Here is a 26273-nt window from a genome sequence, read left to right as displayed (position 1 = left end):
ATTGGCAAGATGAAGCCGGGGGTCGCGGATAACCTTGCTGGCAGCGCCTGTCGCTTCGTGGCATTAGGGGACATGCACCAGAGGAGATTTGCGCATGACATTCGGCAAAGGCCACCACCTGCATCTGATCGATGGTTCTGCATTTATCTTTCGCGCCTATCATGCCCTGCCGCCCCTGACGCGCAAGTCTGACGGCTTGCCCATCGGCGCGGTTGCCGGATTTTGCAACATGTTGCACCGCTACGTCGAAGGCAACACCGGCCCGGATGCCCCCACCCATGTGGCGGTGATTTTCGACAAGGGCAGCCATACCTTTCGCAACGAAATGTATGATCTGTACAAGGCCAACCGGGACGCAATGCCAGAGGATCTGCGCCCGCAGATACCCCTGACGCGCAGCGCAACCGAAGCTTTCAACATTGCCTGCAAAGAGAAAGAGGGCTTCGAGGCCGACGATATCATCGCCACCCTCGCCGTTCAGGCCCGCGCCGCCGGGGGGCGTTGCACGATCATTTCATCCGACAAGGACCTGATGCAGCTGGTCGGCGATGGCGTTGAAATGCTGGACGCGATGAAGAACAACCGCATCGACCGCGAGGGCGTATTCGCCAAATTCGGCGTCTATCCCGAACGGGTGGTTGATGTGCAGGCGCTGGCTGGCGATTCGGTGGACAATGTGCCCGGTGCCCCCGGTATCGGCATCAAAACCGCGGCACTTTTGATCAATGAATACGGCGATCTGGACGGGCTGCTGGAACGCGCCGGCGAGATCAAACAACCCAAACGCCGCCAAACCCTGATCGACAACGAGGAACAAATCCGCCTCTCCCGCCGTCTGGTGCAGCTGGATGAAAACACCCCGCTGGATTTCACCATTGATGACCTTGAGGTGCGCGACCCCGATCCTGAAACCCTGTTGGGTTTTCTTGCCGAGATGGAATTTCGCACCCTGACCAAACGCATTGCCGACCAGATGGGCAAAGAAGCACCGGTTATCGCCGATGCCCCCGCCGCGCCTGAGGCGCCGCTGGTTGCGGATATCCCGTTCGACGCTGAAAAATATGAACAGGTCAGCGATGCCGACGCCCTTCAGCGCTGGATTGATGCGATTTACGAGGTTGGCTATGTCGCCGTCGACACGGAAACCACCGGCCTGAATGAAATGACCGCCGAGCTTGTCGGCATATCACTGGCCACCGAAGCCGGTACCGCCTGTTACATCCCGTTAATTCATAAGGCCGGTGCCAGCGACGATCTGTTCGGCTCTGACGATCTGGCCGAAGGGCAGATGAAGGTCGAAGACGCGCTGCGCATGTTGACCCCGATGCTGGAGGATCCGACGATCCTGAAAATCGGCCAGAACATGAAATACGACGCCAAGATTTTTGCCCAAATCGGCATCACCGTTGCGCCCTTTGATGACACCATGCTGATGTCCTATGCACAGCACGCAGGGCTGCATAACCACGGCATGGACACCCTGTCGGAACGCTATCTGAACCACACACCGATCCCGATCAAACCCCTGCTGGGGTCAGGCAAATCGGCCATCACCTTTGACAAGGTGCCGCTGGACAAGGCGGTTCAATATGCGGCGGAGGATGCGGATATCACCCTGCGCCTCTGGCAATTCCTGAAACCACAGCTGCACAGCGCGCAGGTCACCAAAGTCTATGAAACGCTGGAGCGTCCGCTGGTGCCTGTCCTTGCGGCGATGGAACGTTCCGGAATCAAGGTGGACCGCGACACGCTCAGCCGGATGTCCAACGCCTTTGCCCAAAAAATGGCCGGGCTGGAAGACGAGATTTACGAGATTGCAGGCCGCAAGTTCAATGTCGGCTCTCCCAAACAATTGGGCGAAATCCTGTTTGATGAAATGGGGATCGAAGGCGGCAAAAAGGGTAAAACCGGGGCCTATGCCACCGGCGTTGATATCCTTGAGGACCTAGCCACCGAACATGAATTGCCCGCACGCGTGCTGGACTGGCGCCAGCTCAGCAAGCTGAAATCGACCTATACCGACGCGCTGCAAACCCATATCAATGCCGACACCGGTCGCGTGCACACCTCCTATTCCATTGCGGGAGCCTCTACCGGACGCCTTGCCTCAACCGATCCGAACCTGCAAAATATCCCGATCCGGTCAGAGGAAGGCCGCCGCATTCGCGAGGCCTTTATTGCAGAAGAAGGCAAGACATTGGTTGCCCTGGATTATTCCCAGATTGAGCTGCGCATCCTTGCCCATATCGCCGACATTCCTGCGCTCAAGGAAGCCTTTGCCCGTGGCGATGACATTCACGCCATGACCGCCTCTGAAATGTTCGATGTGCCGATGGACGAAATGACACCCGACATTCGCCGCCGTGCCAAGGCGATCAACTTTGGCGTGATTTATGGCATTTCCGGTTTCGGCCTCGCCCGCAACCTGCGTATTCCGCGCAGCGAAGCCCAAGGGTTCATCGACCGTTATTTCGAACGCTTCCCCGGCATCCGTACCTATATGGACGACACCAAGGCTTTTGCCAAAGAGCATGGTTTTGTGCAAACCCTGTTCGGGCGCAAAATCCACACGCCCAATATCACCGCCAAGGGACCACATGCCGGTTTCGCCGCCCGCGCCGCGATCAACGCGCCGATTCAGGGCACAGCTGCCGATGTCATCCGCCGCGCGATGATCCGCATGCCCGAGGCAATCAAGGATCTGCCCGCCACGATGTTGCTACAGGTCCACGACGAACTCTTGTTCGAGGTGGATCAGGGACATGAGGAGGCGCTGATTACAGCCGCCCGTGATGTCATGGAAAACGCCAATGATCCTGTGGTCAAGCTCGCCGTCAAGCTTACCGTTGACGCAGGACAAGGGGCCAATTGGGCAGAGGCGCATTAAACATCATGCTGCCGATTTTCTATTCCTTTCGGCGGTGCCCCTATGCAATGCGTGCCCGTCTGGCCATCGCCAGTTCTGGCATTCGGGTCGAGTTGCGCGAGATCCTGTTGCGCGACAAACCGCAGGCCTTCCTTGATACCTCGCCCAGCGGCACGGTCCCTTGTTTGTCAGTGCAGCCCGTGTCAGTGCAACCCGGCTTGGTCACGGACGCCCGTGTCATCGACGAAAGCCTCGACATCATGCTGTGGGCACTGAACCACGCCGATCCACAGGGGTGGCTGAACATGCCCCCGGACGGTCACGCCCTGATCGCCCGTGTGGACGGGGAGTTCAAAACCGCCCTTGATCGCACCAAATATGCCACACGCTACCCCGATGAAGACCCGCAGGAACACCGCGCCATCGCCGCCGGTTTCCTAGGCGAGCTGGACCAACAAATTGACGGATACATCTACGGCAAACCAACGCTTGCCGATTTCGCGACCTTGCCCTTCATCCGCCAGTTCGCCTTTATCGACAAGCCGTGGTTTGACGCGCAGCCATGGCCGAAGCTTCAGGCCTGGCTTACTGCATTTCTGGACTCTGCCGCCTTTGCTCAAATCATGTCAAAATACCCTCCTTGGCAATCCGGTGACGCGCCGCTCTATTTCCCGGAATAAACCACCGAGCGTTGACATGTCGTTAACGCAACACCGACGCACGCCGGGTTAACCCCTGCCCAAAACCGCAAAAGGTGCACCGCAGGGTGTATCGGGGGTGCACGGGGGGTGTACACATGGCACAGCCGATTCGCCCTTGAAAACAAGGGCGTTAACCAATTTCAGATTGAGGCTCTCTCTTGGTGGTCGGGTTAGCGGAGCATCCAGCCCAAACTCTCCTCGCTCGGCCCATTGGGAGAATATTCACCACTGATCCAACCAGCATATTCTGCCGCCCTGATCCGTTCAAACAGCCCGTCAAAATCCACCTCACCGGTTTCCGGTGCCCCACGATCCGGCGAGTCCCCGATCTGGATATGCCGGATCAGCGGCAGGTACTGATCAAACACCGCCACCGCATCACCATGGATCATCTGCGCATGATAGCTGTCGTATTGCAGCCCCACATTAGGCGCATCCACCGCCGCCAGCACCTCTGCAGCCAGAGCGTAATCGTTCAGGAAATACCCCGGCTGCGCCACCGCGTTCAGCGGCTCCAGCGTCAGGGTCAGCCCCTCGGGTGCTTCTGACGACGCCCATTTCAGATTGTCGATCAAGGTCTGTTTCGCCGCGTCCCCTTCGGCCACGCCGGTCATCACATGCACAAAAGGCACTTTCAATACCTCAGCATATCGAAAGACACGCTTCATATCATATTGAAAACGCTCCACCATTTCCGGCTGTGCCGCAAATCCGCGAGCGCCACCGGTGTAATTCGGCGGCGGCGCGTTGATCAGCACCAGCCGCTGACCGTTGGCAATCAGCGCACGTTGGATTTCCTTGGCTGCAATGTCATAGGGAAACAGCACTTCAACCGCTTCAAACCCCGCTGCGGCGGCGGCCACGAAACGCTCCAGAAAAGGCAGCTCGGGCCATAAGTGACTAAGGTTGGCGGCAAATTTCAGTGACATTCAGGCCTCTTGCGGCAATTCATCTGACGCTATGATGCCAAAGAATTCACCCTCTGACCACAGCCCAAACCAGCCGTCATGATGCACACCCAATTCAACCAGACGATAGAAGCTCTTGCGGTCAATCAGCGCCTCCAGATTGCGCCGGATCAGAACATAGGGGGCGGGCTCTCCGGTTTCGGGGTCACGCTCAACGCGGATCGGGTTGGATGGGCCCGCAATCGCAACATCACCTACATTACTGATAAAGCTAAGTTTTTGCGCATCACCCGCGCCATCCGCCTCAAAATCCACCGCCACAAACGGCGCATCCTCAACCGTGATACCAACCTTCTCAACCGGCGTGACAAGGAAATACTTGTCCCCTTCCCGCCACAGAATCGTAGAGAAAAGCTTCACCAGTTCGGGCCGACCAATCGGCGTGCCCTCATAGAACCAGGTGCCATCGCGCTTGATCTGCATGTCCAGATCACCGCAAAAGGGCGGGTTCCATTTCTCCAACGGCGGCAATCCGCGCGTTTTCGCCGCACGCGCAGCCTCTGCCAGTGTATTTGCAGTCGGGGTAACGGTTTTTTGTCCGCTCATTGCTTTTGCCATTTCCTGTGAAAGAGGTAGGTTAGACTAAACCGATATAATCCTTAGGAAGCAAATGTCATGACCCAAGCCGACGACATGGTGGCCCAGATTGAAACATTGGGCGAAAAGCTGGGCGAAGCCAAACGGTCCATCACCAACCGCTTTATCGGGCAGGAACGGGTGGTCGACCTGACGCTGACCGCGCTTTTATGCGGTGGACACGGCTTGCTGATCGGCCTGCCCGGTCTGGGGAAAACCCTTTTGGTCGAAACCCTTAGCACCGTGATGGGCTTGGACGGAAACCGTGTTCAGTTTACGCCGGATCTGATGCCTGCTGATATTCTGGGATCAGAAGTATTGGATACTGCCCCCGACGGCAGCCGCGCCTTTCGGTTTATTGAAGGGCCGGTGTTTTGCCAACTGTTGATGGCCGATGAAATCAACCGCGCCAGCCCGCGCACCCAATCGGCCCTGTTGCAGGCGATGCAGGAAAAGACCGTGACCGTTGCAGGGCAGGATCGCACCCTTGGCATTCCGTTCCACGTGCTGGCCACCCAGAACCCGATTGAGCAGGAAGGCACCTACCCCCTGCCAGAGGCGCAATTGGACCGCTTCCTTGTGCAGATCGACGTGGCCTATCCTGACCGCGATACAGAACGTGACATCCTGCTGGCGACCACAGGTGACACCGATGCGCAATCCACACAGGTCTTCACCGCGCAGGAGCTGCTGGACGCGCAGCGCCTGCTGCGGCGCATACCGGTGGGTGACTCTGTGGTAGAGCTGATCCTTGATCTGGTCCGCGCGTTCCGCCCCGAAGAAGACGGGGCCAGCGAGCGGGTGCGCAACACGGTTGCATGGGGCCCCGGCCCACGTGCGGCACAGGCGCTGATGCTGGCGGTCCGCGCACGCGCCCTGTTGCAGGGGCGACTGGCCCCCTCCGCCGAAGATGTGCTGGACATGGCACGCCCTGTATTGTCACACCGCATGGCGTTGAACTTTGCCGCGCGCGCCCGGGGTGACAGCCTGCAAGGGTTGATTGATGAAACCGCCATCAGCCTGACCGGAACGAAAGCAGCCGCGTGAATACCCCCGTCACTCTTCGCGCCACCGCCGAGGATCAGGCCGCCCGCCTGCCTGCGCTGCTGGCCCGTGCCGAACATCTGGCTGGGGCGGTTCTGCTGGGCGCACATGGGCGCAGGCGGTCAGGTGTAGGCGATGATTTCTGGCAATACCGCCCGGCACAGCACGGCGATAGCCGGCGGATGATCGACCATCGCCGTTCGGCCATGGGGGATCAGGAATTCGTACGCGAACGCGAATGGCAGATTGCGCAATCGGTGATGCTCTGGGTCGATCAGGGGGCCTCCATGCGGTATACCTCTGATAAGGGTCTGCCGGAAAAGGCGGATCGTGCCCGTGTGCTGGGCCTGGCCTTGGCCATCCTGCTCTTGCGTGGTGGCGAACGGGTCGGCCTGACCGGCACCCGGCTGCCCCCGCGCAGTGGCAATCCGCAGGTGCTGCGGCTGGCGGAAATCTTCTGTCAGGATGATGACACCGACTACAGCCCGCCGGAACATCGCGCCATGATCCCGCATGCCCGCGCGGTTTTCATATCCGATTTCATGGGCGATCTTGACGGGGTGCAAACCGCGCTGACCAAGGCGGCAGACAGGGGTGTGCGCGGGGTGATCTATCACCTGCTTGACCCTTCGGAAGAGCTGTTTCCCTTCACTGGCCGCACAATCTTCGAAAGTGTCGGCGGCACCTTGCGCCATGAAACCCTTAAGGCAAATGACCTCAAAGCGCGGTATTTGGAGCGTCTGGCGACCCGCAAGGCAGAGTTGCAGCGCCTCTGCACCCTGACCGGCTGGCAATACGGGCTGCACCACACCAATAACTCTGCGCAATCGGCACTCTTGTGGTTATATGGGGCGCTGGACGCCCGCGCAGGGGTGGCCGCGTGACGGTTCTGGGTAGCATCGGGTTTACCGCGCCGTGGCTGTTGCTGGCGCTTTTGGCGCTACCGATCCTCTGGCTGATCCTGCGCGCGGTACCGCCTGCCCCGATCCGCCGCCGCTTTCCTGGCGTGGCGCTGTTGCTCGGGCTGAATGATGATGAAACCGTGTCAGACCGCACGCCATGGTGGCTGTTGCTGCTGCGTATGCTGGCCGTGGCCGCGATCATTCTGGGACTGGCCGGACCGGTGCTGAACCCGCAGGCCGATCAGACGTCCGGGAACGGTCCCTTGCTGATCGTGCTGGATGGATCATGGGCAGGGGCAACGCGCTGGCCCGAACAAACCGCCGCGATAGAGGCACAGCTGATCCGCGCAAGCCGCGCCGAACGCACCGTTGGTTTCCTGACCCTGACCCGGCCCGATGCACCTGCATTCCAATCAGCGGATGTCTGGCGTTCCCGGTTGGCCGGTCTGGCCCCTGCTGCATGGCAGCCCTCCTCCGCCGATATCACCAAAGCTGTTGAGATCATGGAAGGTCTTGGCGGGTTTGACACACTCTGGTTCAGCGATTCGCTTGAATTTGAGGGGCGTGATGCGCTGTTGGACACGATGCAGGCACAGGGCGCGGTTGAGGTCTATCAGACGGCTGCCAATGTGCTGGCCATTGCACCTGCAACCTATGAGGACAGTGTGGTCAAACTCTCGCTGGCCCGCGCGATACCCGGCCCGGAACGGGCCGCGGTAATTCAGGCCGAAGGGCGTGACCCCGCTGGCAATGCGCGTATTCTGGCGACTGCCGAGGCGGTGTTTGAAAGCGGCGCAACCACGGCCCGTGCTGAACTGTCCCTGCCCGCAGAGCTGCGCGCGCGGATCACCGGATTTGCCATTACCGGACAACGCTCGGCTGGGGCAATCACGCTGGTCGATGACGCCCTGCGCCGCCGAGAGGTTGCCCTGATCGGCAGTGACAGTGACCGCGAAGGCCTGCAATTGTTGTCGCCGCTGCATTACATCGAACAGGCCTTGGCCCCGACCGCGGATCTGATTGACGGTTCCATTGCCGATGTGCTGCCTGCCAATCCTGATGTGATTGTGCTGGCCGATGTGGCGACCTTGGCCGATGCAGAAGCAACCCCGCTGCTGGAATGGATCGATCAGGGCGGTATGCTGGTGCGCTTTGCCGGTCCGCGAATTGCCGCCAGTGACATCAGCCGGTTTGACGAAGACCCGTTGATGCCTGTGCGCCTGCGTGCCGGGGGCCGCAGCGTGGGCGGCGCGATGAGTTGGGGCGAGCCGAAATCACTGGATACCTTCAAGGACACATCCCCGTTCTTTGGCCTGCCCATTCCCGATGATGTTGTTGTCTCAGCGCAGGTTGTGGCACAGCCCGATCCAACCTTGGCCGCACGTGTGATTGCGTCACTGAGCGATGGCACCCCATTGGTCACACGCAAAAATCTGGGGCAAGGGCAGATCATTCTGTTTCATGTCACCGCAACGGCGGAATGGTCGACGCTGCCGCTGTCCGGCTTGTTTGTGCAGATGCTTGAGCGGCTTGCCCTGTCGTCTGCTGCGGCCACGCCGGAAGCCGGTGATCTGGCTGGCAGCACATGGATACCACAGCTGGTCATGGACGGGTACGGTGCCTTGTCGGATGCGGGCAACCTTCCCGGTGTGGATGGTGGTGATCTGGTCAGCGCACCTGCCGGTCCTTCCCTGCGCCCCGGCATCTACAGCAGCGGCGAAAGACGGCTGGCACGGAATGTCTTTACTGCCGACAGCAGTCTGATCCCGGCGAGCTGGCCGCTGGACGTGCCGGTGCGTGGTCTTGCCGTGGCCCCTGAGCAACCGATCGCGGGATGGCTTCTAAGCTTGTCGATCCTGTTACTTTTGGCCGATATTGTTGCCTCTCTTGCCCTCTCGGGGCGGCTGTTGAACCGCAGCAATGCGGCGGTGGCTGTCCTGTTGGCGCTGCCTTTCCTTGGTGTCGCAAGCCCCGGACAGGCGCAAAACGATGCTGACAGTTTCGCCCTTGCCGCCACCACCGAGGTATCGCTGGCCCATGTCATCACCGGCAACCCGCAGGTTGATGAAATCGCGGCGGCGGGTTTGGAAGGGCTGTCCGATACGCTGTTCTTCCGCACCTCCATCGAACCCGCACCGGCAACCTCTGTTAATCTGGAAACCGATGAGCTGGCGTTTTTCCCGATCCTCTATTGGCCGGTCACACCCGATCAACCGCGCCCCTCTGCCGAGGCCTATGTCAAATTGAACGATTATCTGCGCTCTGGCGGATTGATCCTGTTTGACACCCGTGACGGCAATATCGCCGGTTTCGGCACCGCCAGCCCGAATGGTCGCAAGCTGCAAGACCTTGCCGCGCCTCTGGACATTCCACCGCTGGAACCCGTGCCCGATGATCATGTTTTGACACGCACCTTCTATCTGTTGCGTGATTTTCCCGGCCGCCACACCAGCCGCGACATCTGGGTCGAGGCCGCTCCGCCCAATGCCGAACAGATCGAGGGCATGCCGTTTCGCAATCTGAATGACGGTGTGACGCCCGTGGTGATTGGTGGCAACGACTGGGCCGCCGCCTGGGCCGTGCGCCCCGACGGTGCGCCACTTGTGCCCATCGGGCGCGGCTATGGCGGCGAACGCCAGCGCGAGCTGGCCAACCGGTTCGGGGTGAACCTGATCATGCATGTGCTTACAGGAAATTATAAGTCGGATCAGGTGCATGTGCCTGCTCTGCTGGAACGGTTGGGCCAATGACCGCAACACTTGTATATGATCCACTGATCCCGGTTTCCCTGCTGATTGTCGTGACCATCATCGCGCTGATTGGGCTGATCCTTGCGATTCTGCGCGGGCTGAACGGCTGGGCCTTGCGCGGGCTGGCAGCAGCGGTTGTTCTGGGTGCCTTGGCGAACCCGTCATATCAACAGGAAGACCGTGCACCGCTCAGCGATATTGTGCTGTTGGTCGAGGATGAAAGCGCCAGTCAGAAATTGGGCGGGCGGGCGGATCAAACCGCCGAAGCGGCGCAAGCGCTGGCGGCGCAGATCACGGCGCGCCCAAATACCGAAATCCGCCGGATTGCGGTGTCCGATGGTACCGGCGACGCAGGCACGCGGGTGATGACGGCCATCACCGATGCACTGGCCGAGGAACCGCAAGCACGGATCGCCGGCATTCTGGCGATCAGCGACGGGCGTGTGCATGACGCTGATCTGCCCGTCGATCTGCCCGCGCCGATGCATCTGTTGATGACAGGCAAAGACGCCGACTGGGACCGGCGTTTGACGGTCAGCAACGCGCCCGCCTTTGCGATCATCGGCGAGCCGGTCACCCTGACCCTGCGCATTGACGATCTGGGCAATGCCCCTGCGGGTGAGACGCTTGCCCCGCTGGATATCTCCATCGATGGCGAACCGGCACAGACGTTTCGTGTGCCAATTGGTCAGGATCTTGAGCTGCCCGTCACCCTGCCCCACGGCGGGCGCAATGTGATCCGCTTCTCCCTGCCCGAAGCAGAGGGGGAATTGACCGATCGCAACAATGCCGCGCTGATCCAGATGAACGGGGTGCGCGACCGGTTGCGCGTGCTGCTGGTCAGCGGGGAACCACACCCCGGCGGGCGCACATGGCGCAACCTGTTAAAATCGGACAGCTCTGTCGATCTGGTACATTTCACCATTCTGCGCCCCCCGGAAAAGCAGGACGGCGTGCCGGTGACAGAACTGTCGCTGATCGCTTTCCCCACACGCGAGCTGTTCATGGAAAAGATCGAGGATTTCGATCTGATCATCTTTGACCGCTATCAGCGGCGTGGCATCCTGCCCGCGCTTTATCTGGATAATGTCGCGAATTACGTGCGTCAGGGGGGGGCGGTTCTGGTCGCAGCCGGACCCGATTTCGCAAGTGCCGACAGCATCTACCGCTCCCCGCTGGGGTCGGTCATTCCGGCCACACCTACCGCACGCGTGCTGGAAGAACCCTACAGCCCGACAGTGACAGATCTGGGCCAGCGGCATCCGGTGACCACCAATCTGCCGGACAATGGCGATTGGGGCCGCTGGTTGCGCCAGATTGAAGTGGCCGAACCGCAGGGCAACGTGGTGATGGAAGGCATCGACGGGCGCCCCTTACTGGTGCTGAACCGCGTCGATGAAGGGCGCGTGGCACTGCTGGCCTCTGATCATGCATGGTTGTGGAGTCGCGGCTATGAAGGGGGCGGGCCGCAGTTGGAATTGCTGCGCCGTCTGGCCCATTGGATGATGAAAGAGCCCGAACTTGAGGAAGAGGCACTGGTTGCCACCGCCGAGGGGCAAAGCATGCGGATCACCCGCCGCACCCTTGGCGAAACAGTGCCGCCCGTGACGGTGACAACACCGGATGGTCGTACCGTTGAGGTGCCCTTGGATGAAGCAGCACCGGGCATATTTGAAGGGGCGTTTGAAGGGCCGGAAATGGGGCTTTACCGGCTTGATAATGGCGATCAGACCTCGGTGATCGGCCTTGGCCCTGCGGCACCGCGCGAATTCATCGAAACCATTGCCAGCGGTGAGACGCTGGCACCGCTGGTGACCTCCCTGCGGGGCGGTGTGGCGCGGCTTGAAGAAGGCTTGCCCCGATTGCGCAACGTGCGCCCGGGGCGCCCGGCAGCAGGGCGCGGCTGGCTGGGGATCACCCCGCGCGGGGCCTATGAAACCCGCGATATTCGCCAGACGGCGATCCTGCCGGGATGGCTGGTTTTACTGCTGTCCGCTGGTCTGATCACTGCCGCATGGCTGCGCGAGGGACGCCGCTAGGCGCAGGACAGGCCAAAGCAGTGACGGCACGGCCGCTCTGTCATTTGGAAACAACGGTAAGGGAAGGGGCCAGGCTAAAGCGCGCGCAGCAACAAACCACCGGCAAGGAAAGCCACGGCAAGCCCGGCCAGGACTTCCAGCACGGCCACCATTTTGGCCATCTTCGGCGAGCCGCTGAGGCTGGCCAGGATGCCACCGCTCAATCCGCTGGCCAGAAGGCCGACCAATATCGTGACCAACGCAGTCCCAAACGCCATGGCAAAGGCCCCCGCAATACCAAGACCCCCGATGCCCATCTGCCATGTGATGATCAGAACAAACAGCGCGCCGGTACAGGGGCGCACAGCAATCCCCGCGATCAACACCAAAGCCTCGCGCAGGTTTGACACGTTTTCCACCTGATCCAGCGAGGGGCCATGGACGTGACCACAGCTTGCGCAGTGGTGGTCATGACCTTCATGGGTATGATCATGCGTGTGACTGTGGTGGTCGTGGTCATGATCGTGAGCTTGGGGCCGCAGCGATAGTTTGCGCAGGCCCCGCCACATCAACCAAAGCCCGATCAGGGCAATGGCACCATAGCTGACCGGTGCCATAATCGCCTCGGTCAGATTAACCATCGCTTCCTGACCGATGTTCAACACCAGCACACCGGCATAGACCAGCACCACCGCAGTAACCGCCTGCCCCAAGGAGGCCGCCAGGGCAATCAGCGACAGGCGCAGCATTGGCACCTTACGGGCAAAACCATAGCCCCCAATCAACACCTTGCCGTGCCCCGGCCCCGCCGCATGGGCCAAACCATAGGCAAAGCATCCTGTCAGAACACCAATAACCGCCGCAGTTTCGCCAGAGCGTACAAGGCGCAGCGCGCGGGCAATGGCGTTTTGAAATTCGCGTTGCTGGCTGGCGGCCCAAAACCCCAGCTGATCAAAACCGCCCGCATACCAAAACCAGCCCAAGGCGACAAAAACCGCACAGGCCGCAAAACTTAAGATAAATCGCATGTCACCCGTACCGTGGTCGCCAGCAAGATCCCGATGTCGGGGGTATTTTCATCAGACATTTCATCCATCGCGGCCAGTTGATCACTCAGCTTCTGTATCTGTGCCTGAACGTCGGGGACGTCAAACGACTTTGCGCAGGCAGCGTTGCCTTCAATCCGCACAGGCAGGGTGACGTCATAGGCGCTGTAGTAAGTCGGATCATAGGGTTTGATCTCTATCGGGGCACCCGCCGCCTGATCCTGTATCACCTGCCGCACGTGGGTCGTGGTGATCCGCGCGTTTTCATAGACAGCGGTGGCCTGCATCGGCGCGGATAGCGTCAGGTTACGCCCATCCTGAGTGATCACCAGATCACCGTTGAATCCCTCTGTCCACTGCATGTCGAACCCTTGCAGGTCAGCCTGTTCCGCCTCGGTCAGGACACCGTCGAAATCCGGGTCAAGACCGCGGTCCTCGGTGATCAGCAGGGAATAGAATTCGTCATAAGCCCAGGTGACGCGCACCTCACGAAGCCGCCCTGTTTCGTCAAATTGCAGATCCAGCCCGGTATCCACAAAGATATGCGGATGCGCCGCAAGCGGCGCGGCTGACAACAGGGTAAAGGCAAAGGCAAGAACATGTCTCATGATGTCTCCGAAATAGGGCATTGCAGCGCCGTCAACAAGATCACCTTCACTGCATCCTGATCTGAACACTTGCCGATTGTCCCCGCGCGTCAACCACCGATATCCGTGAATAGCCCTGAACAAGCGGCGGGAGTTGCACATCGCGGCGGTTCAGCCCGGTCAGAACCGGCACGCCATCAACAAGAACCATCAGCGGAAAGACGCCAGCCGCCAGTTTCAGCGGCAGGCTGTCGCCCGTGGCCCGTAACACGGCACCATCAGGGGGGAAACGCACCTCGGGCGCGTTTGCAGCCTTGCGAAACACCGCATCGCGAGGGCGGAACCGTTGCAAGGGCAGTGGCAGGGCGGCTGTGCTGACAATCAGGGTTTCCGGTGGCGGTGCTTGCAGGGGTGCGGGTGTCGGGGTGAGACGGCCAAAGGCTTCGAACAACACAGGCGCGGCCAGCGCACCGCCAAAGGCCCCCGGTACCGGGGTGCCATCGGGCCGGCCCAGCCAAACACCAATCACATGCGCCCCGTCAAACCCCACTGCCCATGCGTCACGATGGCCGTAGGATGTGCCGGTCTTATAGGCAATATTGCGTGCATCAGCCGCACCTTTCGGTGGGGCGATACTGGCTAGGATATGCGACACCTGCCAGGCTGCCGCCCGCGAAAAGATGGGTTTTGGCGGCTCTGTCCCGCCGCGTTCCCAGATCAACGGATGTACCACACCGCCCTGCGCCAGCCCGCCATAAAGCTGCACCAGATCGTTCAGGGTCAGCCCCACACCACCCAGCGCCACGGCCAACCCCGCCTTGCCGGCAAGCTGTGGTTTCGCCCCACCTTTGCGCATCATCCCCATCAGCCGCGCTGGCCCCAGCTCCTGTGTCAACAGCACTGGCGGGATGTTCAGTGACAGTTGCAATGCCTCGCGCACCGTCACTTCACCGCGAAAGGCACCGTCAAAATTTTGCGGGGCGTAGCGGCCAAAGGCCACGGGGGAATCGTCGATCAATGTGTCGGGGTGCGCCAGCCCCTGATCAAATGCCATGGCATAGATGAACGGTTTCAGGGTTGATCCGGGAGAGCGCAGCGCGCGTGTCATATCGACAAAGCCCAAGGTGCTGCCCCTGCCGTCGTAAGCAGGTGAGCCGACCGAGGCCAAAACCTCCCCACTGCGGTGATCCGCCACAACAATCGCGGCAGAGACACCTGCCGCCTGTCCCTGTGCCGCGCGGGCGGCAAGGGATTCCATCTGCGCTTGCAAATGCGCATCCAGCGTCAGGTCATGGCGCAAGGCCACAGGGTTCTGCGCATGCAGATGATCCGTCAGATGCGGGGCAAGGCGCACGAGGGGCCGCATTTTTTGCGGGATTGCCGCCATGCGAAGCTGATCAGGGGCCATGACCCGTGCCAAAACCCGCGCACGGGCCGTTTCTGCGGCCTGTGGATGACGGTCAGGCCTGCGGGCTTCGGGCGCTTGCGGCAGGGCGACCAACAAAGCCGCCTCTGGCGTGGTCAGGCGCCGTGGCTCTTTGCCGAACCATGCCAGACTGCCCGCCCGCACCCCTTCCATCGCCCCGCCGTAAGGCGCATGGGCAAGGTAAAGCGTCAGGATTTCATCCTTGCCAAGCTCTTGTTCCAATGCCAGCGCCAGCCTGATCTGGCGCAGCTTGCCCGTCCACCGTCCGGTGCCGGAGTTTTCCAGCAGCCGCGCCACCTGCATGGTCAGGGTTGACCCGCCGGAAACAATACGTCCCGACAGCACCGCCTGCCCCGTGGCCCGCAGCAGTGCCAGCGGGTCAACGCCACTGTGATGGTAAAACCGCTTGTCCTCATATGCGATCAGCATCGACAGATAGGCAGGGTCCACCTGATCCAACCGCAGTGCCAATCGCACGCGACCATCCTCAACCGGGAACACCCGCACCAGACTGCCATGCCTGTCGCGCACCTCTACCGAGGTTTCGACCAATACGGGCGGCAGAACAGTTGCAGCGACCCAATGATCCAAACCATCGCGCAGGGCGGCAGCACCCCAAAGGGCCAACACCAGCACAAAGGGGACAAGCCGGCGGATCATGGCGTGACAGTCACCGATCCGGTTGCGGTATTGGCGCGGTATTCCGGGCGGTACATGTCTTCAACCGTGGCGGCGGGGTGATGATAAACCCCCGGTGTCACCGCCCGTACAACATAGGCCAGTTGAAACGGCTTGGCCTCGCGATGGTTCACTGCCGCGATAAAACGGTCACTGCGGAATTCGGCGTTTTCGCTCTCCTTCGTTTGCAGCCAGTCAAGTGCGCCAATCTCGCCACTGCGCAAGAGATTGGGGTTGTCGATCTCAAAGCCTGCCGGCAGTGGATCGTCAATAATCAGCCGCGCGCCAACCTCCTCAAAAGGGGTGACTTCCAGCACAACAACCAGCCGCGTGCCGGATTGGACCGCCCCGTCAACCAGCGCCCCTTCCATTGTGAAACTGCGACGGGTGATTTGATAGCCGTACCCACCCGCATCGGGGGCAACTTCTGGCACACCGTAGGCCGTCATCGTGACATCCATCGCAGTGGCGCTGATGTTCTCGATCTGCGAACTGCCACCGGTGCGCGCGCTCAGCCGTTCCACCACCGGACCGCTGGCATCCACGCCATCCACCCTGAGCTTCGCCACCACATCAGGTGCGTTTAGCGCATGGGCGGCCAGCACAACCTGCGCCGCTTCCTGCGTGGAAAGGCGGCTGGTGCCAGCATGTAAGCTGGTGGTCAGCGCCACGGGGTCAAGCGCGTCACTGCCCGCTTCGGCGCTGAGTTTCAGCACAGCAGCGGTGTCACGCAGGGGGGTGCCAAAATCATCGCGCCAGCGCTTGTGCGGGGTCTGGGCGTTCAGCATCACACCCGCCTTGCGGAACATCGTATCGGCGCGCAGCGGGTCGCCATAAGCGGCCAATGCCGCCCCCAGTTGGGCCAGCGCCAGTGGTGTGGCAAAATCCTGTGATTTGGTATCTGCGTAATACCGCAGATCCCCCATGCTGGCGGCACCGGCACGGGCCAGCACCAGCAGCGCATAGGCGATATCTTCACCCCCCTGATCAAAATCGGGGGCATAGCTGATCCGGTTGCGCAGATTGTCCATCGCCAGAGTATAGGCAAGGTAAGGCACCGCGTGGCCCTGCGCGCGCGCGCGGAACAGGAAATCGGTGACATAGGCATCCAGCCAGAATTCACCCGAGTCCGCCTGCCACAATCCAAAGGCCCCGTTGCTGGACTGACGGGTCAGGATCCGCGCAATGGCCTGCGTGATCTTGTCGTTGATCTGCGCCGGTTCACCCAGCCCCGCCGATTGCGCAACCGAACTGAGGTACAGCAAAGGCATCGCGCCGGAGGTGAGTTGTTCGGTGCAGCCATAGGGGTAGCGGTCAAGCTGTTGCAGCAAACCCGGCACGTCAAACCGCGCCAGCGGACCGGCGGTCAGGGTCGCCGTGCCCGTGCCCACGCGCAGACCGGCAAAGACATTGCTGTCAAAGGTGAAACTTTCACCCGCCCCCAGCGAGAATTGTCGCGTCAGCGCCACCTCTGGATCATTGTCACGCACCGGCATGTTCAACACCTTGCGCAGCTCGGTTCCATCCGGCGTGGTCAACACAACAGTGATCAGATGGTCACCAATTTCGCGCGCTGTGACGGGTATGTCCAACCGCGCGCTGGCGTTCTCATCCAGACGCACCGTGGCTGGCATATCGCCCAGTGCAACACCGGCATCCGCATGGATTTGCAGGGCAGCATCGCCCGCTGCGCCCGACGCATGAACCAGTTCCAGCAACAACCGGCTGCTGTCTTGCGGCGCAAGGAAACGTGGCAGAGACGCGGTGACGACAACGGGATCCTTGGCGACAATATCAACGGCCGCATTGCCCACGGCATCCGGCGACCAGGCAACGGCCATCAGCCGGATCGTGCCGTTGAAAGCGGGTTTGCTGATCTCAACCTTAGCGCGGCCATCCGCGCCAACCACAACGGGCCCTGTGAAAAACGCCATCAGCTTTTCGGTCGGTGGCGGCGATTGCACCTGCACGCTGACCGCCGCATCGCCGCCAGAGCGGACCGTGCCCAAGGCCCCGTTCATCCCGTCGATCAGCCGCCCATAGATATCGCGCAGCTCAACCCCCAGACGCCGCTGACCAAAGTAGTGATCATTCGGGTCTGGCGCGGTGAAACCGGTGAGATTCAGAATGCCCAGATCCACAGCGGCAAGGGTTACATAGGCGGTCTGCCCCTCGGCAATGCCTTCGACCAACACGCTGGCCGCCACCCTGCCCGCCTGCCCGTCAACCTGTTCCGGCACATCGAAACTGACGCTCAGTTTCTTATCAGCCGGGGCAACGGCGGCATGAACCAATCCCAATTGGCGGCTGGGGTTCATCCCCGCCGCGACATCCATACCGCGCAGCACAGAAGCGGTGACATAGGCACCCGTGCCCCAATCCGCCCCCACCGTCAAAGCCACCGTATTTTCGCCTGCTGTGACCGGCACAACACGGCGTTCAATCACGCGGTTGGACAAGACACTGATCATCGCCACACCTTCACCCTCGGCCACAAGACGCAGGGTAGCCGTATCGCCGGTTTCATAGGTTTCCGCGTCAAGCGACAGGTCCAGCCGGTCAGGCGTATCCGTCCCGCCATCCCCACCATACCAGCCAGAGGCAAATTCAACCGAGGAGGCCGCATAGGGGCCGCCGATACGTTCCACCACAAGTTCGTAACTGCCCCATTCAGTCGGGGCAGTGATACGCGTGGCGGCGGCACCTAATGTCACATCAGCTGTTGCAACACGGATGCGGCGGGTGACCGGCTCCCACCCCCAATTGCCGTAAAGCTGATACCATTGATAGCGTGTCTCGACCTTGTTCACGGTCCAGCGCACCGGCATGTCGGCGGCGGTGCCATCGGGGTTCACCGCGATCAGGTCGAAAGTGGCCTCAGCCGCTTCGGGCAGCACGTCCTCAAACGCAGGCTTGATCCCGATCATGGCTGACGCAGGTGTGACCGCCTTATCAATCCGGCGCTCAACCGGACGGCCTGATCCTTCGGCGACACGCAGTGTTACTGCGGCCCGCAATGGGGTTTGTGGCACCTCGCCCAGTTGCGGCAGACGCAGGGCCAATGTGGCGCGCCCCTGCGCATCTGTCGTGGCACCGGCAATCACCTGTGTCTGTCTGCGAAACCCCGTGTCGTGGCGGCCGAACCTGTAGCCGTCCCAACCGGCAATCTCACGTGTGGGCGCAAGCCGCACATCCCCCTCAACCTTCAGGTTCGCCCCCGGTGCACCAAACAGATAGCGCACATCGACACTGAGCGGCGGAGTTTGATCAAGGCGCAGTGGTGCATCGGGCAGGCCGATGTCAAAGTCGATCCGCTCTGGCAGGAAATCCTCAACCAGCACGGTCTGGCTGGCCAGTGCCGGGGCTTCAAGATCACTGTGAATATCCACCCGCCATGCCCCACGCGGCACATCCGCCCCCAGTGGCAGGGCAAAAACATGACCGCCCGCCTTGCTGTCGCGGCTCAGCTGGCGACTGTATTCAACACCGTCCGGGCGTTTCAGAATGGCCGTGACGGGCAAACCCTCTGAGGCGCGGGCCCGACCATCGCGGGTCAATACCGTGGCATAAATCACCTCTCCCACGCGGTAGGCCCCGCGATCCGTGGTGAGGAAAGTATCAATCGGCGGGGCGGGCGGGTGCCCTTCAACGCCCCTGTCGGACAGATCAAACGCCGGATCACTCAACGGCAAAAAGGCCACATCTGTGTCGCCCTCTTCTGCCATCAAAAGCGCAGGCCGCGCCGCACCGTTGCCGCGTGTCAGCCCCACTGGAAATTGTGCAAAACCCTCGGCATCCGTTGTCACAGTGCCCAACACCGCATTGGCGCGGCTGATCAGGCTGATCTTGATCCCCGCCGCCGCAGTTGCATCGCCAAGGCGGCGCACTGCAATGTGCATGCCATCCGTCCCGGCCCATGTCGAAAGACCCAGATCGGACAGCACAAACCACTGCAACGCGGCAGGGTTCTCGTAACGATCCTGCCCCGGCACCGCAGCGCTTAGCGTATAGATACCCGCTGGCTGACCTGCCAGCGCCTCGGCGAGGGGCAGTCGGGTGGTCATATCAACATTCAGCTCGTTCTGCACTGTGGCTTCACCGGTCCAGACCTCATTGGCCAACGCATCCGTGAAACGCTCATCCTCATTAGCGCTTAGCGGACGACCGAAATAGCTTTCGCGGATGGCACGCACCAGATTGCGGTCACTGACCCGGCGCAGGGACAGATCAAGCATGGTGGCATTCACAGTCTCGACTGGCAGAGCCGCCTCTGTGCTGCGCGGCAGAACATAGGCGCGGCCCGCAAATCGGACAGAAGAGGCGCGATCCCGCACGTAAAGTTGCAGGGTCACATCCTTTTGCAGCACCTCACCACTGGCCGCAGGCAATCCCGCGCGCAGGGTCACGGTGTAGCGTGCGCCATGTTCAACACCGTCAACACAAAGCTGGCTGTCGTCACTTTGCACTACCAGACCGCGCCCCTCGACTCGTACAAAGGGTTCGTAATCCACGCCTGCCTGCACCAATTGCTCGGAAAACTCGGCGCAGATGCGCGGGGCGGCAGCATTATTGTCAACGCGGTGTTCCGTGACGCGGAACCCGTATTTACCAATGGCCTCCTCAAGCGCGGCTTCCAGATCGTCGCGCGGGGTGATGTCCAGCGCCAGACGCAAGGCCGGTATCATGTCGCGGCCACGGTTGTTGACCTCAAGCGCTTGCGCCATCAGCCGCAGCGCCTCGACACGCAGCCCCGGTTGATCAGCCCGCAGATACCCGTTGATCGCGGCCTGCAACGCGGCACGGCGCAGCTTTCGGCGTTCGTTGTTGTTCCCGCCCCCGGCCCGCGCCAACGCCCGGCCCGCATAGGCGGTCCATAAATCCGCACGGTCGGATAAGGCCACGGCCTTGCCCGCCCAGCGGTGCGCCGCAGCGGTTTCTCCCGCCTGATCGGCACGGATCATTGCATCCATCAGATCTTCAAGCGTTTCACCGCTAAAGCTGTAGCTGGCAACGTTTGACGCAACCAAAGCACGGGCGGCGTTAAAATCATCTTCTGCCAGAAATCCCAAATCATCCTGTCGCGTGGCTTGTGCCCCTAGAACCCCGGGATCCGTCGCAACCTTTTGCGCCGAAACAGCCCCCGCATAGGGCTGGCGTTCACGGATTGCCGATTTGGGGAAACAGGCATTGTTGCGCGTATTAAACGTATAGGCGACGCAAGCGTCTTGGGCAGAACAGGCCCGGGCGCAAGCCGTTTGCGTGGTGTCAAAGAGGTTGGTCAAATCCTCGCCATAGAAATCCATATCGCGGGTTTGCAGATACCGGTGTTCGGGCAAGGCCCCCTCGGCCAATGCCGCTACTGCGCCAATTGTCAAAAGCGCCCACGCCAGTCCCGCCGCCCAAACCATCCGCATCGGAAATCTCCTTCTTTTTAATCCTCTCAGCCTGACATGCTGATGGGGGCGCGGGCAAGTCTTGGCCTCCGGGTTTAAGGCGTTGTTCACCCGTTTGCGCCAATCTACGCCGAAAGAAGGGTCCGATCGGAGCGCGGATGAGCCTTGCCAACAAATTAACAGAGGAACGGCGCAACCGGCTTGCAGCCGAGCGTATGCTTGAGCTGAAAAAGGCGGAACTCTTTGCCGCCAACCGGAAATTGGGCAAACATGCCCAGCAGCTGAGCGAAGAGATCGTCGAAACCCGCGCACAGGTGGCAACGATCCGGGGGGAAAACCAGCGGGTCAAATCAGACCTGAACGTCGCCAATGAAAAGATCGCAATTGCCGAGCGACGCCTCTGGCATTCCATCGAAACCATCAATGACGGCTTTGCCTTCTTTAATGCCGACAATGAAATGATCATGGCAAACCGTGCCTATCTGGCGATTTTCGAGGATCTTGAGGTCATCTGTCCGGGAGTGAATTACATCACCATCCTGCAAGTGTTGACGGATGAGGGGATCGTCAACACCGGTGATCTGTCCACCGCCGACTGGCGCCGGATGATGGCGGACCGCATCCAGCTGCCCGATCCAGAACCGATTGTGATCCAGCTTTGGAATGGCAGTTTTGTCAAACTGGTGGATCAACGCGGGCCCGAGGGTGACATGGTTTCGCTGGGTCTCGATATCACGGCAACCGTGAAATATGAGGAGCAGTTGAAGGAAGCCCGTTCTGTGGCGGAAAGCGCCAGCCGTGCCAAATCCGCCTTCCTTGCCAACATGAGCCACGAAATCCGCACCCCGATGAACGGTGTGATCGGCATGGCGGATCTGCTGGCAGAAAGTGATCTGGACGAAGAACAACAGCTGTTTGTCGAGACCATCAAAAACTCCGGCGAGGCCTTGTTGGTGATCATCAATGACGTGCTGGATTATTCCAAGATCGAAGCCCAGAAACTGGAGCTGCATCCACAGCCCTTTGATCTGGAACGGGCCATCATTGAGGTGTTGATGCTGTTGCAAACCTCGGCACAGAACAAAGGACTTCCACTGCTGCTGGATTACGACCTGTTCCTGCCGACGATGATGGTGGGCGACCCCGGTCGGGTGCGGCAGGTGATGACCAACCTGATTGGCAATGCGATCAAGTTCACCAGCAAGGGGCATGTGCTGATCCGGGTGACCGGCGTGCCCGATCCGGCACTTGGCACGCTGTCCCTGCATGTGGTGGTTGAAGATACCGGCATCGGGATACCGGATGATATGGTTGGCCATATTTTTGGGGAGTTCAATCAGGTCGAAAACGAACGTAATCGCCAATTTGACGGCACCGGGCTCGGGCTTGCCATCTCGCAACGGCTGGTCACCATGATGGGCGGCGAGATCTGGGTAACCTCGGAAGATGGGGTTGGGTCCTGCTTCGGCTTTCGTGTGGAAATGGGCCTGACCGACGAAGGGGCGATCCCGCGGTGGCACCCGCCAGAGGGGCTGCGCCATGCGCTGATCGTTGATGATGTGGACGTGAACCGCGCGATCTTACAGCGGCAATTGACCCAGCTTGGCCTCAAGGTCACGGCCTGCGCCAAGGTCAGCGATGCCGAAGCTGCGCTTGGCAACACCATCGACCTGTTGCTGGCCCATCAGGACGCTGCGCCGGCGCTGTTGTCTGTGTTGCAAGCGCGTGGCCTGACCCTGCCCGTCATCGTCCTAAGCCCGCATCCAAGCAAGGCAATCGAGGCTTTTGATGATCGGGTGAACGATATCCTGCTGCACCCACCGGCGCGCCAGAACCTGTTTGACACTTTGGGTGGGTTAACCTTTGCCACCCCTGCCATGGCAACGCAGCAGACCCCGACAGCGCAGCGGCGCATGCGCATCCTCGCCGCCGAGGACAACAAAACCAACCAGCTCGTTTTTCGCAAGATGATCAAGGATCTGAATGTCGACCTGACCTTCGCCGGGAATGGCGAAGAGGCATTGCGCCTGTTTCAGGACATTGCACCCGATCTGGTCTTTATGGATATCTCCATGCCCAAGATGGACGGCAAGGAGGCGACCAGCGCCATTCGCGCCTCAGAGGTCGGGACACCCACGCCGATCATTGCCCTGACCGCCCATGCGATGGACGGGGATGATGCGGGCATCTTGGCCGCCGGATTGGACAAATACCTGACAAAACCCCTGCGCAGAGCCTTGATCATGCAGGAAATAGAGGCCGCGCATGGCGGCAGGTTTGCCCCCTTACTGCCCGCTCAGGATGACGGATAGTCGCGCAGGAACACAGGTTTCTCCGGCGTCGAGATATCCGGCTGATAGGCATAACCGCCGGTGTCAAAATCCTTGATCGCCTCGGCATCGGTCAGCCGTTTCTGGATGATAAACCGCGCCATGGCACCACGCGCCTTTTTGGCGAAAAAGCTGACGATCTTGGGGCCTTTGCCGTCGCGTTTGTCTTCCATAAATTGTGGCGTGATGATCTTCAGCTTCAGCGCCTTGGGGGCAACAGCGCCGAAATATTCCTGACTGGCGCAGTTGATCAATACATCACTTCCAACCGCGGCACTTTGCGCGTTCAGCGCCTTGGACAGATCATCGCGCCAATAGTCATACAGATTGGCCCCGCGGCGCGTCTTTAACTTGCTGCCCATTTCCAGCCGATAAGGCTGGATCGCGTCCAATGGGCGCAACACCCCGTAAAGACCCGACAAAATCCGCAGATGATCCTGTGCCCAAGCCAGTTCATCCGCATCCAGACTGCCCGCTTCCAACCCCTGATAGGTATCCCCTGCAAAGGCCAGCGCGGCAGGGCGTGTGATCTGCGCTGACGGCTCTGCCTCAAACGCCTGAAACCGGTCCCGGTTCAGCCGCGCCAGATCGTCACTGAGATGCATAAGGTCTTTCAGCTTGCCCAGGGTCAGATTGCGGGCTGTGGTCGCCAGCCGTACCGCATCTTCCTGAAAATCAGGCTGCGTTACCTCTACATCCCGCGCATCCCAGTCCAGCTTTTTGGCAGGTGAAATCACAACCAGCATCTTGGTCCCCCATTTTGAATTGGTTCAGAGATAACGCCGTGGCACGAGACCACAAGGGGGGATCACCCCGCCTCGCGCAGTACGTCCAGAAACGCAGGGCCAAACCGTGACGCCCGGCGTTCGCCCAGCAGGCGTTCAATCGCGGTTTCATCCGCATTGCGCAGCTGTGCCACCTTGGCCAGAAGCGAGGCGGAACAGCTCAGCGGTTTGTCACCGCCCCCCTCGCCACGGGTCAGGTCGGCCTGTACCTGCAACAACTGGTCATAGACATTGCCTGCCTCACGCCCCGCCAGCTTGCGCCGTGTCGGATGCATGCCTGTAGCTTCACCGTTGATCACCTCAAGAAAAGCCAGCCCGTAGGTGTCCAGCTTTTTTGCCCCGATGCCGCTGATCCCGGCCATCCCGTCCAGATCTCGCGGGCGTTTTTCGGCCATCTCGATCAGGGTGCGGTCGGTAAAGATGATATAGGCGGGCACCCGTGCCGCCTCTGCCAGACCGCGCCGTTTGGCTTTCAGCGCCGAAAGCAGCGGCGCGTCTTCCTCGCTGACCATCTGTTTCACCGCAGGGCGGCGGCTGGCCCCTGCGGTTTTGATGGAATCGCGGCGCAGGCTGATCTTGGCCTCATCCCGCAGGATCGGCAGGGCAGCATCGGTCATGCGCAATGCACCGTGGCGTTCGGGGTCTGGGCGGATCAGGTCATGACCCATCATCTGACGAAACACTGCCTGCCACTGACGGCGGTCATATTCGCCACCCACACCAAAGGTCGGCAGGCTGGCGTGGCCCCGCGCTTTGACCTTATCTGTCTCAACTCCCAGTAGAATATCAATCAGATGCCCCGCACCAAACCACTCCTCTGTGCGCAGAATGGCCGACAACGCCTTGCGCACCGCCGTAGTCCCGTCAAACACATCCGCAGGCGTGTCGCATAGATCACAACGCCCGCAGGTCACCTCGGTCTCGTCAAAATATCCCAGCAGGCTTTTGCGCCGGCATTCTAGTGCTTCTGCCAAACCGAGCAGCGCGTTTAACCGCCCGTGATCCGCCGCACGGCGTTCGGGCGGGGCCAGCCCCTCGTCAATCTGGGTGCGGCGCAGGCGAATGTCATCAGGGCCATAAAGCGTCAGTGTTTCCGCCGGTGCCCCGTCACGGCCAGCGCGGCCAATCTCCTGATAATAGGCCTCGATACTCTTGGGCAAATCCGCATGGGCGACCCAGCGGATATCGGGTTTATCCACGCCCATCCCGAAAGCGACTGTGGCGCAAACGATCAGCCCATCCTCCTGCTGGAACCGGCGTTCAGCAATGCGGCGGTCGTCGGCCTCCATCCCGCCATGATAGTGGATTGCCTTTTGCCCCGCCTCGCGCAGTGCCCGTGCAATCCCTTCGGTCTTGGCGCGGGTGCCACAATAGACGATACCGGATTGTCCTTTGCGCGCGGCGGCAAAGTTCAGGATTTGGTCGCGTGGTTTGTTCTTCGCCTGAAACGCCAGATGAATATTGGGCCGGTCAAAACCACCCAGAAACGCCGTCGGATCAGTCCCGTCGAACAGTTTCTGCACAATTTCAGCACGGGTTTCCGCATCTGCGGTGGCGGTAAAGGCGGCCAGCGGCACATTCAGATGACGGCGCAGTTCACCGATGCGCAGGTAGTCGGGGCGAAAATCGTGACCCCATTGGCTGACGCAATGCGCCTCGTCCACCGCGATCATATTGACGCCCACACGTTTCAACATGCCGGTGACAGATCCGGCGGCAAGGCGTTCGGGTGCCATATACAGCAGTTTGAGCGTGCCTTCCTCCAGCCCTTGCCAAACCGCGTCTGTCTCTTCCTCGGTATTGCCAGAGGTCAGGGCACCGGCTCCCACGCCTGCTTCTTGCAAGGAACGCACCTGGTCGCGCATCAGGGCAATCAGAGGGGAAATCACCACTGTCACCCCGTCGCGCATCAGGGCAGGCAGTTGGAAACACAGGGATTTACCGCCACCCGTTGGCATGATGGCCAGCACGTTTTCACCGGCTGTGACCGCCTCGACAATCTCTTGCTGGCCGGGGCGGAACCCGTCAAAACCAAAGACATCACGTAATAGCGTGGCAGCGCCTGTCATGCGGGAACCCTGTATAATTTTCTGCTCTTTTTATGCAGAATCCCACACTAACAATCGATGAACAAGGCTTAAGACCAGTTGGCCTATCGCAGTTCGCGAAAACTTGAATCACACAACGCCGCCTGAAATCGGTG

Annotated in this window: 15 protein-coding genes; 7 read left to right on the top strand and 8 right to left on the bottom strand. The window is 60.6% G+C overall.

Translation table 11 applies throughout. The features are described from left to right. Positions 1-94 precede the first annotated feature (94 nt). The gene (polA, locus tag QQL78_RS16820) at positions 95-2887 is read left to right on the top strand and encodes a DNA polymerase I (protein ID WP_284375054.1); all 2793 of its coding nucleotides are present in this window, start codon (positions 95-97) and stop codon (positions 2885-2887) included. Between the two features lie 5 nt (positions 2888-2892). Continuing rightward, positions 2893-3546, top strand: a complete 654-nt coding sequence (locus tag QQL78_RS16815; protein WP_284375052.1) for a glutathione S-transferase — start codon at positions 2893-2895, stop codon at positions 3544-3546. 191 nt (positions 3547-3737) lie between these two features. Here QQL78_RS16815 and QQL78_RS16810 read toward each other — a convergent pair whose 3' ends face one another. Both QQL78_RS16810 and QQL78_RS16805 read right to left on the bottom strand, forming a co-directional pair. Then, on the bottom strand, positions 3738-4496 hold the full coding sequence (locus tag QQL78_RS16810; RefSeq protein ID WP_284375050.1) for a hydroxypyruvate isomerase family protein: 759 nt from the start codon (positions 4494-4496) through the stop codon (positions 3738-3740). Next, on the bottom strand, positions 4497-5081 hold the full coding sequence (locus QQL78_RS16805) for a DUF1285 domain-containing protein (RefSeq protein ID WP_284375048.1): 585 nt from the start codon (positions 5079-5081) through the stop codon (positions 4497-4499). Between the two features lie 69 nt (positions 5082-5150). Here QQL78_RS16805 and QQL78_RS16800 point away from each other — a divergent pair, with 69 nt between their 5' ends. The 4 genes from QQL78_RS16800 to QQL78_RS16785 are packed head-to-tail and all read left to right on the top strand — an operon-like array spanning position 5151 to position 11846. Further along, positions 5151-6158: an AAA family ATPase gene (locus QQL78_RS16800; protein ID WP_284375046.1), complete on the top strand. Its 1008-nt coding sequence runs from the start codon at positions 5151-5153 to the stop codon at positions 6156-6158. Further along, positions 6155-7039 carry a DUF58 domain-containing protein gene (locus QQL78_RS16795; protein WP_284375044.1) on the top strand — a complete coding sequence of 295 codons (885 nt, stop codon included), beginning with the start codon at positions 6155-6157 and terminating at the stop codon, positions 7037-7039. The genes QQL78_RS16800 and QQL78_RS16795 overlap by 4 nt, the downstream gene beginning before the upstream one ends. Beyond that, entirely contained in the window at positions 7036-9807 is a 2772-nt protein-coding gene (locus QQL78_RS16790) for a DUF4159 domain-containing protein (RefSeq protein WP_284375042.1), read from the top strand. The genes QQL78_RS16795 and QQL78_RS16790 overlap by 4 nt, the downstream gene beginning before the upstream one ends. Continuing rightward, positions 9804-11846: a hypothetical protein gene (locus QQL78_RS16785; RefSeq protein ID WP_284375040.1), complete on the top strand. Its 2043-nt coding sequence runs from the start codon at positions 9804-9806 to the stop codon at positions 11844-11846. Before QQL78_RS16790 ends, QQL78_RS16785 begins: the two co-directional genes overlap by 4 nt. A gap of 74 nt (positions 11847-11920) precedes the next feature. Here the strand turns inward: QQL78_RS16785 and QQL78_RS16780 are convergent, their stop codons facing one another. The 4 genes from QQL78_RS16780 to QQL78_RS16765 are packed head-to-tail and all read right to left on the bottom strand — an operon-like array spanning position 11921 to position 20976. After that, entirely contained in the window at positions 11921-12853 is a 933-nt protein-coding gene (locus QQL78_RS16780) for a nickel/cobalt transporter (protein WP_284375038.1), read from the bottom strand. Further along, a complete protein-coding gene (locus tag QQL78_RS16775; RefSeq protein ID WP_284375036.1) occupies positions 12838-13479 on the bottom strand; it encodes a DUF1007 family protein in 642 nt (213 codons plus the stop codon). The genes QQL78_RS16780 and QQL78_RS16775 overlap by 16 nt, the downstream gene beginning before the upstream one ends. 46 nt (positions 13480-13525) lie before the next feature. Next, complete coding sequence (gene pbpC, locus QQL78_RS16770) at positions 13526-15544, bottom strand: penicillin-binding protein 1C (RefSeq protein ID WP_284375034.1); 2019 nt, start codon at positions 15542-15544, stop codon at positions 13526-13528. After that, positions 15541-20976: an alpha-2-macroglobulin family protein gene (locus tag QQL78_RS16765; protein ID WP_284375032.1), complete on the bottom strand. Its 5436-nt coding sequence runs from the start codon at positions 20974-20976 to the stop codon at positions 15541-15543. Before QQL78_RS16765 ends, pbpC begins: the two co-directional genes overlap by 4 nt. A gap of 137 nt (positions 20977-21113) precedes the next feature. Between QQL78_RS16765 and QQL78_RS16760 the strand changes: the two genes are divergently transcribed. Then, on the top strand, positions 21114-23267 hold the full coding sequence (locus QQL78_RS16760; protein ID WP_284375030.1) for a response regulator: 2154 nt from the start codon (positions 21114-21116) through the stop codon (positions 23265-23267). On the opposite strand, the gene yaaA is transcribed toward QQL78_RS16760, so the two are convergent. Both yaaA and recQ read right to left on the bottom strand, forming a co-directional pair. Beyond that, the gene (gene yaaA, locus QQL78_RS16755; protein ID WP_284375029.1) at positions 23252-24031 is read right to left on the bottom strand and encodes a peroxide stress protein YaaA; all 780 of its coding nucleotides are present in this window, start codon (positions 24029-24031) and stop codon (positions 23252-23254) included. The genes QQL78_RS16760 and yaaA overlap by 16 nt on opposite strands. 62 nt (positions 24032-24093) lie before the next feature. After that, a complete protein-coding gene (gene recQ, locus QQL78_RS16750) occupies positions 24094-26139 on the bottom strand; it encodes a DNA helicase RecQ (protein ID WP_284375027.1) in 2046 nt (681 codons plus the stop codon). Between the last annotated feature and the right edge of the window lie 134 nt (positions 26140-26273).

Source organism: Sulfitobacter pacificus (assembly GCF_030159975.1).
Taxonomy (GTDB): domain Bacteria; phylum Pseudomonadota; class Alphaproteobacteria; order Rhodobacterales; family Rhodobacteraceae; genus Sulfitobacter; species Sulfitobacter pacificus.
The sequence above is the reverse complement of the archived record's forward strand: the minus strand, read 5'-3'. Positions and strand labels throughout refer to the sequence as shown.

Coding starts and splice junctions, on each gene's coding strand:
- polA (WP_284375054.1), top strand. CDS start 95: ATGACATTCGGCAAAGGCCACCACCTGCATCTGATCGATGGTTCTGCA.
- QQL78_RS16815 (WP_284375052.1), top strand. CDS start 2,893: ATGCTGCCGATTTTCTATTCCTTTCGGCGGTGCCCCTATGCAATGCGT.
- QQL78_RS16810 (WP_284375050.1), bottom strand. CDS start 4,496: ATGTCACTGAAATTTGCCGCCAACCTTAGTCACTTATGGCCCGAGCTG.
- QQL78_RS16805 (WP_284375048.1), bottom strand. CDS start 5,081: ATGAGCGGACAAAAAACCGTTACCCCGACTGCAAATACACTGGCAGAG.
- QQL78_RS16800 (WP_284375046.1), top strand. CDS start 5,151: ATGACCCAAGCCGACGACATGGTGGCCCAGATTGAAACATTGGGCGAA.
- QQL78_RS16785 (WP_284375040.1), top strand. CDS start 9,804: ATGACCGCAACACTTGTATATGATCCACTGATCCCGGTTTCCCTGCTG.
- QQL78_RS16780 (WP_284375038.1), bottom strand. CDS start 12,853: ATGCGATTTATCTTAAGTTTTGCGGCCTGTGCGGTTTTTGTCGCCTTG.
- QQL78_RS16775 (WP_284375036.1), bottom strand. CDS start 13,479: ATGAGACATGTTCTTGCCTTTGCCTTTACCCTGTTGTCAGCCGCGCCG.
- pbpC (WP_284375034.1), bottom strand. CDS start 15,544: ATGATCCGCCGGCTTGTCCCCTTTGTGCTGGTGTTGGCCCTTTGGGGT.
- QQL78_RS16765 (WP_284375032.1), bottom strand. CDS start 20,976: ATGCGGATGGTTTGGGCGGCGGGACTGGCGTGGGCGCTTTTGACAATT.
- QQL78_RS16760 (WP_284375030.1), top strand. CDS start 21,114: ATGAGCCTTGCCAACAAATTAACAGAGGAACGGCGCAACCGGCTTGCA.
- yaaA (WP_284375029.1), bottom strand. CDS start 24,031: ATGCTGGTTGTGATTTCACCTGCCAAAAAGCTGGACTGGGATGCGCGG.
- recQ (WP_284375027.1), bottom strand. CDS start 26,139: ATGACAGGCGCTGCCACGCTATTACGTGATGTCTTTGGTTTTGACGGG.